Annotated in this window: 13 protein-coding genes; 7 read left to right on the plus strand and 6 right to left on the minus strand. The window is 59.1% G+C overall.

The annotated features are described in order from the left end of the window. From IE093_RS20680 to IE093_RS20710, 7 genes are all read left to right on the plus strand, one after another. Positions 1-1,106 (plus strand): aminomethyl transferase family protein (locus tag IE093_RS20680; protein WP_229803831.1); only part of this gene is annotated, 1,106 nt, incomplete at its 5' end. Next, positions 1,099-1,734: a sarcosine oxidase subunit gamma gene (locus IE093_RS20685; protein ID WP_189472553.1), complete on the plus strand. Its 636-nt coding sequence runs from the start codon at positions 1,099-1,101 to the stop codon at positions 1,732-1,734. The genes IE093_RS20680 and IE093_RS20685, both read left to right, overlap by 8 nt. Positions 1,735-1,786: 52 nt before the next feature. Beyond that, on the plus strand, positions 1,787-2,653 hold the full coding sequence (gene purU, locus IE093_RS20690) for a formyltetrahydrofolate deformylase (RefSeq protein ID WP_189472555.1): 867 nt from the start codon (positions 1,787-1,789) through the stop codon (positions 2,651-2,653). A gap of 328 nt (positions 2,654-2,981) precedes the next feature. Then, positions 2,982-4,295, plus strand: a complete 1,314-nt coding sequence (locus IE093_RS20695; protein WP_189472557.1) for a Rieske 2Fe-2S domain-containing protein — start codon at positions 2,982-2,984, stop codon at positions 4,293-4,295. Between the two features lie 81 nt (positions 4,296-4,376). Further along, positions 4,377-5,369 carry an ABC transporter substrate-binding protein gene (locus IE093_RS20700; protein WP_189472559.1) on the plus strand — a complete coding sequence of 331 codons (993 nt, stop codon included), beginning with the start codon at positions 4,377-4,379 and terminating at the stop codon, positions 5,367-5,369. Between the two features lie 106 nt (positions 5,370-5,475). Then, the gene (locus IE093_RS20705) at positions 5,476-6,474 is read left to right on the plus strand and encodes a TAXI family TRAP transporter solute-binding subunit (protein ID WP_189472561.1); all 999 of its coding nucleotides are present in this window, start codon (positions 5,476-5,478) and stop codon (positions 6,472-6,474) included. 36 nt (positions 6,475-6,510) lie between these two features. Beyond that, the gene (locus IE093_RS20710; protein ID WP_189472563.1) at positions 6,511-8,424 is read left to right on the plus strand and encodes a TRAP transporter permease; all 1,914 of its coding nucleotides are present in this window, start codon (positions 6,511-6,513) and stop codon (positions 8,422-8,424) included. A 278-nt stretch (positions 8,425-8,702) separates the two neighbouring features. Here the strand turns inward: IE093_RS20710 and IE093_RS20715 are convergent, their stop codons facing one another. The 6 genes from IE093_RS20715 to IE093_RS20740 all read right to left on the minus strand — a co-directional run bounded on the left by IE093_RS20715 (position 8,703) and on the right by IE093_RS20740 (position 14,341). Further along, entirely contained in the window at positions 8,703-9,464 is a 762-nt protein-coding gene (locus IE093_RS20715; protein ID WP_189472565.1) for a class II aldolase/adducin family protein, read from the minus strand. A 53-nt stretch (positions 9,465-9,517) separates the two neighbouring features. Then, a complete protein-coding gene (locus IE093_RS20720) occupies positions 9,518-10,003 on the minus strand; it encodes a MarR family winged helix-turn-helix transcriptional regulator (RefSeq protein ID WP_189472567.1) in 486 nt (161 codons plus the stop codon). Between the two features lie 31 nt (positions 10,004-10,034). Beyond that, positions 10,035-11,237 carry a Gfo/Idh/MocA family oxidoreductase gene (locus tag IE093_RS20725; protein WP_189472569.1) on the minus strand — a complete coding sequence of 401 codons (1,203 nt, stop codon included), beginning with the start codon at positions 11,235-11,237 and terminating at the stop codon, positions 10,035-10,037. A 28-nt stretch (positions 11,238-11,265) separates the two neighbouring features. Next, positions 11,266-12,216, minus strand: a complete 951-nt coding sequence (locus IE093_RS20730) for a PDR/VanB family oxidoreductase (RefSeq protein ID WP_229803832.1) — start codon at positions 12,214-12,216, stop codon at positions 11,266-11,268. 308 nt (positions 12,217-12,524) lie between these two features. Next, on the minus strand, positions 12,525-13,466 hold the full coding sequence (locus tag IE093_RS20735; RefSeq protein ID WP_189472574.1) for a sucrase ferredoxin: 942 nt from the start codon (positions 13,464-13,466) through the stop codon (positions 12,525-12,527). Then, positions 13,463-14,341 carry an ABC transporter ATP-binding protein gene (locus IE093_RS20740; protein ID WP_189472576.1) on the minus strand — a complete coding sequence of 293 codons (879 nt, stop codon included), beginning with the start codon at positions 14,339-14,341 and terminating at the stop codon, positions 13,463-13,465. The genes IE093_RS20735 and IE093_RS20740 overlap by 4 nt, the downstream gene beginning before the upstream one ends. Positions 14,342-14,442 lie beyond the last annotated feature (101 nt).

Here is a 14,442-nt window from a genome sequence, read left to right on the forward strand (position 1 = left end):
ACTATCCGCGCAGCGTGAATGGCAAGCAGGAGACCATGCACGAGGCCGTGGCGCGTGAATGTCGCGCAGTGCGCGAGTCCGTCGGTATCCTCGACGCCTCGACCCTGGGCAAGATCGATATCCAGGGACCGGATGCCCGGGAATTCCTGGGGCGCATCTACACCAACAAATGGGAAAAGCTTGCCGTCGGCAAGGCCCGTTACGGATTGATGTGCAAGGACGACGGCATGGTCACTGACGACGGTGTGACCACTTGCCTGGGCGACAATCACTTCCTGATGACCACCACCACCGGCGGCGCTGCGGCGATCCTCGAGTGGCTGGAACTGTGGCATCAGACCGAATGGCCGGAGCTCGAGGTCTATTTCACCTCGGTTACCGACCACTGGGCGACCATGACCATCACCGGGCCCGAGGCACGCAACCTGCTCTCGGAGATTACCGACATCGATCTCGATCGCGATGGCTTCAAGTTCATGGAGTGGCGTCAGGGCAAGGTCGCCGGGGTACCGGCGCGGGTCTTCCGCATCTCCTTCACCGGCGAGCTGACCTACGAGATCAACGTCCAGGCCAACTACGCCATGCACGTGTGGAAGACGCTCTTCCAGCATGGTGAGAAGTACAACCTGACGCCCTATGGCACCGAAACCATGCACGTGCTGCGCGCCGAGAAGGGCTTCATCATCGTCGGTCAGGACACTGATGGTTCGGTGACCCCGGAAGACCTGGGCATGCAGTGGTGCGTAGGCTACGACAAGCCATTCTCGTGGATCGGTAAGCGTGCGCTGTCGCGCCCGGACACGAAGCGCAGCGACCGCAAGCAACTGGTCGGGCTCAAGCCCAAGGATCCCAAGGTGGTGCTGGAAGAGGGGGCGCAGATCGTCTTCGATCCGAAGCATCCGATTCCGATGCCGATGGCCGGCCATGTCACGTCGAGCTACTACAGCCCGACGCTGGACTCAGGCTTCGCCTTGGCGGTCGTCAAGGGCGGCCAGCACAAGATGGGCGAGACCGTCTATCTGCCCATGGCCGACGGCAAGACCCATGAGGCCGAAATCGTCAGCCCGATCTTCTACGATCCCAAGGGAGAGCGCCAGAATGTCTAATGTCGCAACCTTCGATACTCGCACCGAGGCCAATATCCCGGTCGAATCGCCACTGGCCTATTCCTATCGGCGCAGCGGCACCCCGGCGGTCACTACCGCCAGCCACGTGGTGCTCAAGGAGCGAGCGCTGCTCGGTCACTTGATCCTGCGTGGCGGTGCCATCGTTCTCGACGAGGCGCTGCGCGAGGAACTGGGGATCAATCTGCCCGGCCAGCCCCAGGGGCTGGCCCTCGATGCCTCCGGTGAACACTCGGTGCAGTGGCTCTCTCCCGATGAGTGGCTGCTGATCGTTCCCGGTGGCGAGGAGTTCGAGCTCGAGAACCGCCTGCGCGCGCGGCTCGGCGACGCCCACTACAGTATCGCCAATGTCGGTGGTGGCCAGACCGTACTGGAGCTGTCCGGCGAGAAGGCCCGTGAGGTGCTGATGAAGTCGGTGGTCTATGACGTCCACCCCAGCCACTTCCCGGTCGGCAAGGGCGTGACCACGGTCTTCGCTAAGGCCACCGTCATTGTACGTCGTCCGACGGAAGATCGTTGGGAACTGGTGGTGCGTCGCAGCTTCGCCGACTACTGCTATCGTTGGCTGCTGGATGCCGGCGAGGAATACGGCATCGGCGTCGTGAAATGAGTATCAGGCCGGGGCATGCCCCGGCCTTTTGCCACATAAGGAGGCGTCTATCATGAGCCCCCCTTCCGATACCTGGATCATCGCTGCCCAGTGTCCCAGCCGCCTGGGTACCGTGGATGTGGTCACCCGCTTCCTGAAGGAGCAGCGTTGCTATATCACCGAGCAACACTCCTTCGATGACCGCCTGGGGGAGCGCTTCTTCATCCGCGCCGAGTTCCGGCCACTAGACGATGACTTCGACGGTGAGGCCTTCCGCGCCGCCTTCGCGCCGCGAGCCGCGGAATTCGACATGGGCTTCGAACTGACTCCGCCGGGCACGCGGATGCCGGTGGTGATCATGGTCTCCAAGGCCGATCACTGCTTGAACGATCTGCTGTATCGCTATCGCACCGGCCAGTTGCCGATCGAGATCCGCGCGGTGGTCTCCAACCACCCGGACCTCGAACCCTTGGCGGCCTGGCACGACCTGCCGTACTACCACTTCCCGATCACCCCGGAGACCAAGGCCGAGCAGGAAGCCAAGGTGTGGCAGGTGATCGAGGAGACCGGCGCCGAGCTGGTGATCCTGGCGCGCTACATGCAGGTGCTGTCCAGCGAGATGTGCGAGAAACTCGCCGGTCGGGCGATCAATATCCATCACTCGCTGCTGCCGGGCTTCAAGGGCGCCAAGCCCTACCACCAGGCCTACGACAAGGGCGTCAAGCTGGTCGGGGCCAGCGCCCACTATATCAACGACGACCTCGACGAAGGCCCGATCATCACTCAGGGGGTCGAGCCAGTCAGCCATGCCGACTATCCCGAGGACCTGGTCGCCAAGGGCCGCGACATCGAATGCCTCACCCTGGCGCGGGCCGTGGGCTACCACCTCGAACGGCGGGTGTTCCTGCATGCCAAGCGTACGGTGGTGTTTGCCAAGTAGGTAGACCGCTGGCACGGTACTGCATCTTGAGGACCCCTGACCGCAAGGTTGGGGGTCCTCGCTTTTGTGCCGTGGCAAGACATGATTTCCTGCACTTGCCCTGTTTCCTCTTCCCCTTTCCCAACTTGTTGAAACCTCCTCAGTACTGGCCCGTCGCCTAGATGGGTACGCGTGTCGCGGCGATGGTGCCATGGCATTGCATGCGACTTTAGTTGGTTTGACAGTCCATCTCGATCCGCTATCTTAGATCTATAAGTTAGATATCTAAGTAAATCGATGAGCTGTGCTTGGATATTGTCGTACCCCCTGATTACGGAGAATTCGCTCCATGCTGACGCAAGAAGAGAATGAACTGCTGTGTCGTGTCGAAGGCGAGGCCCCCATGGGCCAGATCATGCGTCGTCACTGGCTGCCCGCCTGTCTTTCGGAAGAGATCGAGGAGCCGGATGGCGATCCGATCCGAGTGCGGTTGTTGGGGGAAGACCTGGTGGCCTTCCGCGATACCGAGGGCCGCGTGGGGGTGATGGACGAAATGTGTCCTCATCGTCGGGCGTCGCTGGTGCTGGGCCGTAACGAGGAGTGCGGCCTGCGCTGCCTCTACCATGGCTGGAAGATGGATGTCGAAGGCAATGTGCTGGAGATGTCATCCGAGCCGCCGGAATCGAAAATGACCGAGAAGGTCAAGCACAAGGCGTATCCCACTCATGAGGCGGCCGGCATCGTGTGGGTCTACATGGGGCCGCAGGAAGAGCAGCCGGAGTTCATGCCGCCAGTGTTCCAACCGACACCGGAAACCAAGGTGTCCATCTCCAAGGTGATCGTCGACTGCAACTGGGCCCAGATTCTCGAGGGGGCTATCGATTCGGCGCATTCCTCGAGCCTGCATTCTACCGACATGGTGCCTGCGCGTACCGGAGGGGCCGAAGCCACCGACAAGCTTTGGCTGCGTCCCTCCACCGATAAGGCGCCGCGCCTGCAAGTGCAGCGCACACCATTCGGTTTCCGCTACGCAGCGTTGCGGCGGCCAATCAAGGATGCCAAGACGCATGACTATGTGCGCACTACGCTGTTCATCGCGCCCTACACCGTGCAGATTCCACCGAACAACCTCTATGACATCGCGATCCTGCATGTGCCGATCGACGATACCCACACGGCGTTCCACTTCATCGCCTGGGGGGACGCAAGCACCACGCCGGATACGGAGTCCTGGCGCAAGTTCCTCGGCACACAGATCGGGATCGATGTGGACAAGCATTTCCGCAAGTTCCGCACGCGCGAGAACAACTACTGGCAGGACCGCCGGATCATGCAGCTCGGCACCAGTTTTACGGGAATCAAAGGCATTCCCAATCAGGACATTGCCATGTGGGAAACCATGGGGGCCATTGCCGACCGTACCCATGATCGTCTGGGGGCGAGCGATCTGGCGATCGTCGAGTTCCGCCGGCAGATGGTGCAGGCAGCCAAGACCATGCAACAGGGAGGGACTGCCATCGGCACTGAGGAACCACGTATCCCGCATTACAAGCTCAAGTCCTTCCAGGGCATCGTTTCCAAGGAGGAGGATTGGCGTCAATTGGGGACTGCCCCGGAAGAGGCGGAACTATATGAAGACAAGCAGCGCCAAGCCACCAGTTGAAACGTTGCTTCGATGAGCATACGGGGGAGCTCCTTCCACGACTGAGTATTGCGACTCACTGATAACAAAGCAGGAACCCTGATGAACAAGCTTGAACTTTCCGTTGCCGTTGGCAACTACGACCGTGTGCGGCCACTGATCGATGGGGAGGTACAGATCGATGGAGTGAACCCCGTGTTCATGCTGCATGACCCGGAGGAGATTTTCTTCCGTGCCTTCCGCCATGCCGATTTCGATATCACCGAACTCTCGCTGAGCAGCTACACCGTGAAGACAGCGGCGGGAAGTTGCCCCTATATCGGGGTGCCGGTGTTTCCTTCACGCGCCTTCCGACACACGTCGATTTACATTCGTACCGACCGGGGCATCGAGACGCCCGCCGACCTGCGCGGCAAGCGTATCGGCGTTCCCGAGTACCAGCTGACTGCCAACGTCTGGGCACGCTTGTTCCTTGAGGAGGATCATGGCCTCAAGCCCAGCGATGTGACGTGGTTGAGAGGAGGGTACGAAGAGCCCGGCCGGGTCGAGAAAATCAACCTCAACCTCCCCGAAGGGGTGCGCGTCGAGAATATTCCCGAAGGGGAAACGCTTTCCGGCATGCTCGCCTCCGGAGAGCTGGACGCAGTGATGGGGCCAAGAGCTCCCTCCTGTTTCGTGAAGGGGCATCCTCACGTGGGGTACCTTTATCGCAATCCGCAACAAGCGGCATCGGATTGGTACCGGCGAACGGGAATCTTTCCCATCATGCACCTACTGGGAATTCGCAAGACACTCGTGGAGCGTCATCCCTGGCTGCCGTTCTCCGTTTACAAGGCGTTCGAGCAGTCCAAGGCCAAGGCACTGGCGAAACTCAGCGATACCTCGGCGACCAAAGTGACGCTGCCGTTCGTCGAGGACCAACTGCAAGCCGCCAGGCGCCTGATGGGCGAGGATTTCTGGTCCTACGGCTTTGCCTCCAACCGGCACACCCTGGAGCGCTTTCTCGAGCAGCACCATGCGGAAGGACTGTCTCAACGGCTCGTGGAGCCAGAGGAGCTGTTCCATCCCGCTACCCTGGAAAGCTTCAAGATTTAATCGTCCTTGCAAAGAACGGTTGCCCATGTCGTAACCACGACGCTCCTTACAACAACAATCGAAACCCCATAGCATCAAAGACGACGCCAGCATAAAAGGTGAAACAATGAAAATTTCAATCAAGAAGTCCATGATGGCCATGGCCCTTGTCGTTCCTGGGCTGATGATGAATGTCGCTTCGGCTCAGGAGTACAACCTGACCGTTGCCGGTGCCTCGCCGGGTGGCCTGTGGTCGCTGCTGGGAGCTGGTCTGGATAGTGCGCTGAAGGCGGAATATCCCGGGTCGACCGTAACCTATCAGACCTCGGGTGGTGGCATTGCCAATGTGGCGGTGCTGCAGCGCGATGATGCCAGCCTGGCCATCATCGAGGACGCCGTGCTGCAATTGGCTCGCGATGGCGAAGCGCCGTTTCGCGAACCGGTCAATGACGATATCCGGGTTCTCTCTTATCTCTACACTTGGGCGCCCATGCAGGCCGTCATAAGGAAAGAGTTTGCCGACAAGCACGGTATTTCCACCTTTGCGGATATCGCCGACGTCAAGCCGCCGATCACCATTGCCATCAATAAACGTGGCAATATCGCCTCCGGTGTCGCGGAAGCCATGCTGGAAGCGATCGGGGCAGGGCCGGATGAGGTCAAGAGCTGGGGCGGCGACATTATCTATGCGGCTTCGAGTGAACAGACGAGCCTGATTCAGGACCGTCGCATCGATATGTTCTTGAATAGCCTGTTCGTGGGGCAGAGCTCGATCATGCAGGCCGCGTCGAGTGTCGATGTGAACCTGCTGCCGCTTTCCGAGGAAACCATACAGGAAGTCTCCGGGAAGACGGGGACTAACCCCTTCACTATCCCAGGCGGGGCATATGACTGGGCTCCGAACGAAACACCGACCGTGTCAATCAGCGCTACCTTGGCCGTGCGCAGCGACATGGATGAGGAAATGGCCTATAAGCTGACCAAGGCTCTTTACGAGAACTACGAAAACATTGCCAATGTTCATCCGGCGATGAAGAGTTTGACACCGGAAATCATGGCTTCCGTCGAAGTGGTTCCTTATCACGATGGTGCCGATCGCTACCTCAAGGAAGTGGGCTTGCGCTGATCAGGAAAGCTAGTATCACTATTGAGAGGTTTTGCGATGAATCATATTTTCTCGATTCTGACGGGAACCGGGGCCAAGCGAAACCTGACGGGTAAGTTGGGTATGGCAGTGCATGGATGCGCTGCCCTTGTGGCATTGGCGGTCATTTATACGACAACGATCGTGTATGTCGATCTTTATGCCATGATGGTCGTGTTCCTTTCCGCGATGCTGGCCTTGTTGTTCCTCAATGTGAGCGCAGGGCCAAAGGGACGGAAGGATCGCCCCAGTATTCTTGACTGGGGTCTTGTCTTGGCAAGTCTCGCGGTCGGCATTTATTTCTTTATTGAAAGCCAACGGATTGTCGAGCGTATTACTCTGCTGTTTCCTCTGGAAACACCTGACTTGCTTGCTGCCAGCGTTTTGCTGGCGCTGACCATCGAAGCGACACGGCGTACTGTCGGCTTCGGTCTGACCAGCGTTGTGCTCGTTTTCGTGGTTTACAATCTCTGGGGGCATGGCTTGCCCGGAGCGCTCGGTTTCAGGGAGGTGAGCTACAATCACTTCCTCGACATCATGATGTTCACCTCCGATGGTCTGTTCGGGGTGCCACTGCGTGTCGCCGCAACCTATGCGTTCCTATTCGTGATGTTCGGAACCTTCCTGTCGAAAGCGGGAGGAGCCGAGTTCTTCTACAATCTTTCGTCGGCACTCGCCGGTCGTAGAACCGGTGGGCCAGCCAAGATCGCCGTCATCTCATCGGGGCTTTATGGCACCATGTCAGGAAGCCCGACGTCTGATGTCGTCACGACGGGCTCCGTTACCATCCCCATCATGCAACGTCTCGGCTACAGCAAACCGTTGTCCGGAAGCGTCGAAGTTGCGGCTTCCACCGGTGGGAGCCTTTTGCCACCGGTGATGGGGTCGGCGGCCTTCATCATGGCGGAATATACGGGTATCGAGTATCGCGAAATCGCGATTGCCGGTATCGTTCCCGCCTTGCTCTATTTCCTGTGCGTTTATGCGCAGGTGCATTTGCGCTCCCAGAAGCTGGGACTAAAAGGGTTGTCGAAGGAGGAAACCCCTCCGCTTAGGGGCACACTCAAGAACGGTGGGTTGTTCATCCTGCCGCTGGTGGCTCTGTCGGCTGCGCTATTGATGGGCTATTCCCCGACCTATGTGGCAGTTGTTGCCACGGCGGTGGTACTGCTCGTGTCGATGGTGCGCCGTTCGACCCGCATGGGACCCAAGGCGATCTGGAATGCCTTGGCCTTGACCACGCTGCGCATGGTGTCCGTCGTGGCCGCTTGCGCTGCAGCCGGTTTGGTGATCGGTGGCATCTCCATGACGGGGCTAGGTGGAAAGTTCGCCGATCTCGTCTATTTGCTGGCTGGCAATAGCGCTTTCCTGGCATTGCTGATATCCGCCGTGCTCGCAATCATTCTTGGGATGGGCATGCCGACGCCGTCGGCCTTCATCCTAGCTGCGGTCCTGGTCGGACCCACCCTGTTGGGCATGGATTTCAGCGTTCTTCAGACGAACATGTTCATTCTCTACTTTGCCGTGCTTTCGGCCATGACACCCCCTGTTGCAGTGGCCGCCTTCGCCGCATCGGCCATCGCGGATGCCAGGCCCTTGGAAATCGCAACCGGTGCCGTGAAATTGGCCATTACCGCCTTCATCGTGCCGTTCGCCTTCGTGTATGGAGAAGGGCTGTTGATGGTAGGTAACTGGACGGAAATCGCCGTATCATGCTTGTCAGCGGTAGTGGGTGTGCTCTTGCTGAGTATTGCGGTGGAAGGCTTCTGGCGACAGCGGTTGTCCACACTCCCGAGGCTTGGTTTCGGGTTGGCAGGCCTGCTTTTCATTACCCCGAGTTGGTGGGCGGTCGCCTTGGCGGTAGTGTTCGTCACCCTGGCGATTGTCGGTACTCCTCACCTTCGTCTGCACAGGCAAAAGTTATTGGCATGAACACTGCGTAGTTTGTCCATGTGCTAACCCCTGGGGTCGTTGGGGATCGTGAAGAGGCAACACTGGTGGAGGACGCCGGTGTTGCTTTTTTCCATTCGGGGCAAACACATGAAGACAGCATCTCAGCGCTGGAGTCTGTCTGGCGTATTGGTAAAGCGGTGGATATATCGGTGAGACTGTCGGTATGGGCGGCAAAAAAGGGGGAGGGGAGTTGCCGACTTCCCTGAAATTCGGATAGGGAGTCGGCAGGGGCAGGGAATCAACGGCTTGTCATTGCATCACGTCTCAAGATGAGAGCTAGCCTGGCGTGCCCGCATCTTCCATAACTGCCAAGGCCGTTCCACCTGGCCTTCGGTCGTTTCCTGCGCTGTGTTGGCTTCCTCGGGGGTCAAGTATTCGACGGGGCCTAGCCGTAGCGCGTCGGCTTGAAGACGAGCATTCACTTCGACATAAATTGCCCGATAGACCGCTTGTTTCAAGGTGGGGCCCGTCACAGTTGCACCATGCCCGCGCATCAGCACGACATTGTCATTTCCCAACGAGTCGGCGAGAGAGGCACCTAGTGAGCGATCCCGGATCAGCAGGTCTGTCGCTGTCCCCGCCGTATCTCGGATTTCGAAGATCGGTGCTCCTTCGCCAAGAAAGCCGCTCATATGACACATGGGCCGCAACGGGGTCGATTTGACGGCACTGAAAGGGACGACGGAAGGAGAGTGGCTATGTACGACTGCCATGATATCCGGTCGTGCACGATAGATCTCGCCATGAATGAAGCGCTCCAGATAGACGGATCGACCGTTGGCATCGATGGGGTTGCCATCGAGATCGAACTCAAGGATGTCGCCAAAGGTGACGAGCCCGGGTGCCATGTTGCGAGCCAATAGAAACCGTTCGGCATTGTCGGGATGGCGGATGCTGACATGGCCAAAGGCATCGAGTACACCTTCATTGAACAGAATGTGGTTGGCATCCACCAGGTCTTCCAATTGTTCTTCTGTACTTTGTGGAGCCGTCACGTTGGTTGCGTTGTTGTCGTTCATTGCTGTCCCGTCAATAACATAAGAGGAGTCAAGTGTGAGGCGATGAAACAAAGTTATTCATTGTCTTGCGCCAAGTTGGTGATGATCTTCAGCAGGGTACGTCGCGTTGCACGAAGGTCTTCGCAATCGACACCTTTCACGGCGATGTCATTGACGTCTTCGGCGAGGGGAATCAGGGTCTCCTTGAGATCCCGCCCCTTTTGCGTCAGATAGATGTGGATATTCTTGCGGTTGCCATTCAACTGGCGGCGTTCGATCAGACCATTGGCTTCCATGGCTTTAAGGGCGGTGAAAGTCGTAGGCTCCATGAGCCCTGCCTGTTCGCTGAGTTCGCGTTGGGTCAGGCCTTCCGTCACCCAGAGTATGCGTAAAAACGACCAATGACCGAAGCTCACCGAGTGTTCCGCCAAGCGTGTCTGGAGGCTTTTGGTCAATACTCGACCGGCATCGCGTATCAAGTGAGCAAGACGATCGTCCGGCACATCCTCTTGCCAATGGCGAAGGACCGTACGAGTCTCTCGATTGTTGGTACGTGTCATCTTGACATCCTCCTTCTAAGTCGACATTCCATTATAACGCGCTGACCTCCGGCACACTTACCTGCCGGGTCAGCATGATTTCGCGATCATGCCGGGCGGATTCCAGTATCGCCAGGCAGACTTCCATTGTTGCAAGACCCCATTCTCCGGAGTGAATGGGGCGACGATCATGGCGTATGGCGCCAATCAACTCATCGAGAACCTCGCGACGGGGAATCGTCGGTGGTGGCAAGGGTTCCAGATAACGTCGTGTGTCGGCATAGACCTGAACTCCTTGCGGCATGGGTCGTAGATCGGCGCCATCGCAGGAGACGACCACGAAGCCGAAATGGTTGTGCGTTACCCCTTCGAGGCTGCTGTTGGCGAGTGACAGGCCGGCACCATAGGTGCGGGTATTCTTGAGCGTGGCTTCCTCTTCGGCGTTTCGAATCCGAGCCAATTTCGCTCTGGCATTACCGTACTCTCGAAGATCGCGTGGCTGGCCCAACTCACCGGACCACCCGCAGAGCTCATCGCTATCGAAATGCGCGAAGCCGCTGTAGGTCATGTTGGCGAAAGTGCCGTTGTCGAAAGTGAGCAGGGCGCTATAGGCGCCTTCCGTCGGGCGAGAGGGATCCCAGCTTCCCGTGGCGGCCCTTACGCTCCTGACTCGACCGCCGCCGAGCAGACGCACGATATCGACCTGGTGTGCCGCCTGGCTGAACACCACGCCACCGCCCTGCGCCGTGTCCAGTTCCTCAGGACGGCGGGGGCGGTAGAGAAAGTCCGTAAAGTTGAGGGCGTTGATCATGCGCACCGCACCGAAGTCGTGGCTGTCGAGTATTTCGCGGGTGCGTAGATAGGGGGCATCGAAGCTATGACTATGCCCCACTACCAGCCAGCGTCCGGCACGATGCATGGCATCGATCATGGCCTGGCAGTCATCCAGGGAAAGCGCCATGGGCTTTTCGACCAATACATGCTTGCCGTGTGCCGCCGCCAGTTCGACATGTTCACGATGAAACTCATGGGGCGTGGCAATGTAAATCGCTTCCACTTCGGGATCGGCGCACAGGTCGGCCACCTCGGAATAGGAGGTGGTCGAGAAGTCGGTGGCGAATTGGTGGCGGGCCTCCGCTCGCGGATCGGCTGCCGCTACCAGGCGTATTCCGGGGTGTGCTGCAAGGGTGGGCAGCAGCAACATGAAGCCACGGCCCAGCCCTGCGATGCCGAGTTTCACTCGAGGTACCGTCATGGTGCGCGCTCCAAGGTGATGTCGTGAATCATTCCGGCAGGTCGATCACAAGTTCTTTCGAGCAAGAGCGTGAAACGCAGACCATGATGTTGTCCTGTTGCTCGGCTTCCGACAGCACCAGGTCGCGGTGCTCTGCCTCACCCTCCAGTAGGCGCGTGCGGCAGGAACCGCAGGTGCCACTTTCGCAAGAGTAGGGCACATGGTGACCGTTCACCCTCAATGCCTCGAGGATGGAAACGCCCACTGGCACCGGAATCGCCTCACCGGTCTTGTGGAGGCGCACGGTGAAGGGCTTGTCCTCTTCCGCGCTTGCCGGCTGGCCTGTCCCGAAGTCTTCGAAATGCACGCTGGAAGGTGTCCAGTGACCGGTCATGTCACGTACGGCTTCCATCAGCCCACGAGGGCCACAGCAATAGATATGGGCTCCCTTGGGGGTTTCCAGCACGGGCCACAGGTCAAAGGAGTCGTCGGGATCGCCATGATCGTGGTGAATCACCACCTTGCCACGATACTCGGGGCCACTGAGCTCTTCGAGGAAGGCGGTTTGCGACGGTTCTCGTGTCAGGTAGTAGAGCTTGAAGGGTTTGCCGCCGGTGGCTTGCAGGTGATGGATCATCGACATAATCGGCGTGATGCCGATGCCGCCGGCGATGAAGACGTAGCGCGCCGGGTTGCCCTTCAGCTCAAAATCGTTATGTGGCTCGGAGACTTGGAGATGGTCACCCACCTTCGTCTCGTCCACCAGGCTCTTCGAACCACCAGTGCCTTCCTCCTCACGCTTGACAGCGATGACGTAACGGTCTTGCTCGTCGGGGTCGTTGCACAGCGAATAACGCCTGACCTGGCCATTGGGAACCTGGACGTGAACATGCGCACCGGACGTGAATTCTGGAAGGTCGTCGCCATCGGGATGCGTGAACTCGAAACGATAGATGCCATCGGCAATGGCATCCAGTGCGGTGACCTTGAGGTCATTCATGGGAACTGCAGCGTCAGCGGAAGCCATGGGATACCTGTCTTGTTGTGGTGAAGCAAAATACTTCTATATCTAAGTATTTTCAGGGGCGGAATGCAAGGGGGATATTTCCTACTTTCGGAGGGGGGGAGGAGCTGGCGCTGGGGGACTGTGTGTTCTCGGATGCCTCCCACTGGCCTGGGAGGTAAGCCATCACGAAAGCTGTGGGTTCGGGAGACCCGGTATNAGCTGTGGGTTCGGGAGACCCGGTATGCCAAGCATATGCGGGTGTTGGTCAGATAGGCTGTCGTACCGAGTCTGGAGATTCTGGCTTATACGTTTCGGGTCACACCGACTTGTGGCATGACCTGAGTGGCACGCCAGACGTTGCTGGGCGTTGCGCCGTCTCCCTCATAGTCGGCACAGGTATCGTGCCGGATGAGTTCGCTTTCGATACAGGACACCACCAGTCGGCCTTGTCGCTGCGCATCTTGCCAGCGAACCGGCACGTTCAAGCGGTTGCCTTCGGCGGTGGAGCTGTCGCTCTCTACATATACACCTGCTGTTATCCCGCGTGCATGGAGCCACTCCAATGCGGCGACCTGGGCGCACTGTTCGACTGGTGCAAGCCGGGAGTCTCCGCGATAGCAGGGCAGATAGGGCTGGCCGGAGGCTTCGGCGCGCAGTAAGTGCGGGATGTCGTCGATCCCGATGCGACCATATTTGCGTAGCTGAGGAAAGACCACTGCACTGGCCGCCAGTCGACAGCCGCCCAAGTGGGTGCTTTCCCAGACATCGAACGGGTGCTCATGACGCCGGGCTTCGTCGGCGATCGCCTTGTAGGTGCGAAAGCCGAACTTGGCGCAGCACTTGTCCTTCTTGCCATGGGTGCAGCACAGAATCATGGACCCTTCTACGGTTCCGGTCTGCCAGTGTGCGTGGGACGTACCACTACGCAGGGCATGCAGAAAGGTGGCCAGTTCCTCTCGCGGTACCTCGTACCCCTGACATTCCGGCATCAGGAAGATGCGATGCAGATGGCTGGACTGCCCCTGGCGGTGGATCAGGTTGACGCGCCGGCCGTTCGCGGCGATGTCCTCGATCGCTGTGGAGACTTCCACTGGCATGTCGCTGGCCTCACGCAGGCTGTGGAGCCATTTGGCACGTGGCCAACTGATCAACAGATTGCGTTCGGCATGGGCGGCAGTGCCGATCAGTGGATCGCCGATGGCGGCGCTTTCCTCGGCACAGAAGCGTCTGGGTAAAGCGGTCATGGGTGGCTCATGGCAGTCGGTGTCTGAGAGGGGAGTCCTGCGGCGACCTGTTGCGACGATGTCGAGCCGGCGAGCGTCGGTACGCATACCAGGCGGTGGGTGTTGGGGTCGCGAATCACATGCGCATCGAGATCGAAGACCTGCTTGAGGTTGGTAGCGGTGAACACCGCCTCGGGGACACCACTGTGCTCGATACGCCCATCGCGCATCATCACCAGTACATCGGCGTAGGCCGCAGCCAGGTTCAGGTCGTGCAGCACTACCAGCAGGGTGCGCCCCTTGTCGTGGGCGAGCCGTACCAGCAGTTCCAGCAGGTCGACCTGCACCTTCAGGTCGAGAAAGGTCGTCGGTTCGTCCAGCAGGATCAGATCGGTTTCCTGGGCCAGCACCATGGCGATCCAGCAACGCTGTCGCTGGCCTCCGGACAGGTCGTCGATGGGGCGGTCGGCGAACTGGTCGACATTGGCGATGGCCATGGCCTCCTTTATGGCGCGTTCGTCCTCCGACGACCACTGGCGCCATAGGTGCTGATAGGGAAAACGCCCCAGGCAGACCAGTTCGCGCACCGTCACTCCCTCCGGCGCCGAGGGCCCTTGGGGAAGGATGCCCAGTTTGCGTGCGACATCGCGCGTTCGGCTGCGATGGATATCCTTGCCGTCGAGAAGTACCTGTCCGTGCTCAGGGGCGAGTGTGCGCGCCAAGGTTTTCAGCAGCGTCGACTTGCCGCTGCCATTGGGGCCCAGCAATACCGTCACCCGTCCATCTTCCACGCAAAAGTCAACGTCACTCAGAACACGGCGACCCTCATAGCCCGCGCTGAGGCACTCGCCTTGCAAGCGGCCGGTGGGGGAAGAAGGAGAAGGTTGCGAACTCATGGATGAACGGTGTCGGTCGCTGGGAGTGTCGAGCAAGTTATTATAAAGAATTCTCATTTTCAATGATGAACTGAATGAAGGATCGCTCGCGAAAGCCCCCG

The organism is Litchfieldella qijiaojingensis (assembly GCF_014651875.1).
Taxonomy (GTDB): domain Bacteria; phylum Pseudomonadota; class Gammaproteobacteria; order Pseudomonadales; family Halomonadaceae; genus Litchfieldella; species Litchfieldella qijiaojingensis.

Coding starts and splice junctions, on each gene's coding strand:
- IE093_RS20685 (WP_189472553.1), top strand. CDS start 1,099: ATGTCTAATGTCGCAACCTTCGATACTCGCACCGAGGCCAATATCCCG.
- purU (WP_189472555.1), top strand. CDS start 1,787: ATGAGCCCCCCTTCCGATACCTGGATCATCGCTGCCCAGTGTCCCAGC.
- IE093_RS20695 (WP_189472557.1), top strand. CDS start 2,982: ATGCTGACGCAAGAAGAGAATGAACTGCTGTGTCGTGTCGAAGGCGAG.
- IE093_RS20700 (WP_189472559.1), top strand. CDS start 4,377: ATGAACAAGCTTGAACTTTCCGTTGCCGTTGGCAACTACGACCGTGTG.
- IE093_RS20705 (WP_189472561.1), top strand. CDS start 5,476: ATGAAAATTTCAATCAAGAAGTCCATGATGGCCATGGCCCTTGTCGTT.
- IE093_RS20710 (WP_189472563.1), top strand. CDS start 6,511: ATGAATCATATTTTCTCGATTCTGACGGGAACCGGGGCCAAGCGAAAC.
- IE093_RS20715 (WP_189472565.1), bottom strand. CDS start 9,464: ATGAACGACAACAACGCAACCAACGTGACGGCTCCACAAAGTACAGAA.
- IE093_RS20720 (WP_189472567.1), bottom strand. CDS start 10,003: ATGACACGTACCAACAATCGAGAGACTCGTACGGTCCTTCGCCATTGG.
- IE093_RS20725 (WP_189472569.1), bottom strand. CDS start 11,237: ATGACGGTACCTCGAGTGAAACTCGGCATCGCAGGGCTGGGCCGTGGC.
- IE093_RS20730 (WP_229803832.1), bottom strand. CDS start 12,216: ATGAATGACCTCAAGGTCACCGCACTGGATGCCATTGCCGATGGCATC.
- IE093_RS20735 (WP_189472574.1), bottom strand. CDS start 13,466: ATGACCGCTTTACCCAGACGCTTCTGTGCCGAGGAAAGCGCCGCCATC.
- IE093_RS20740 (WP_189472576.1), bottom strand. CDS start 14,341: ATGAGTTCGCAACCTTCTCCTTCTTCCCCCACCGGCCGCTTGCAAGGC.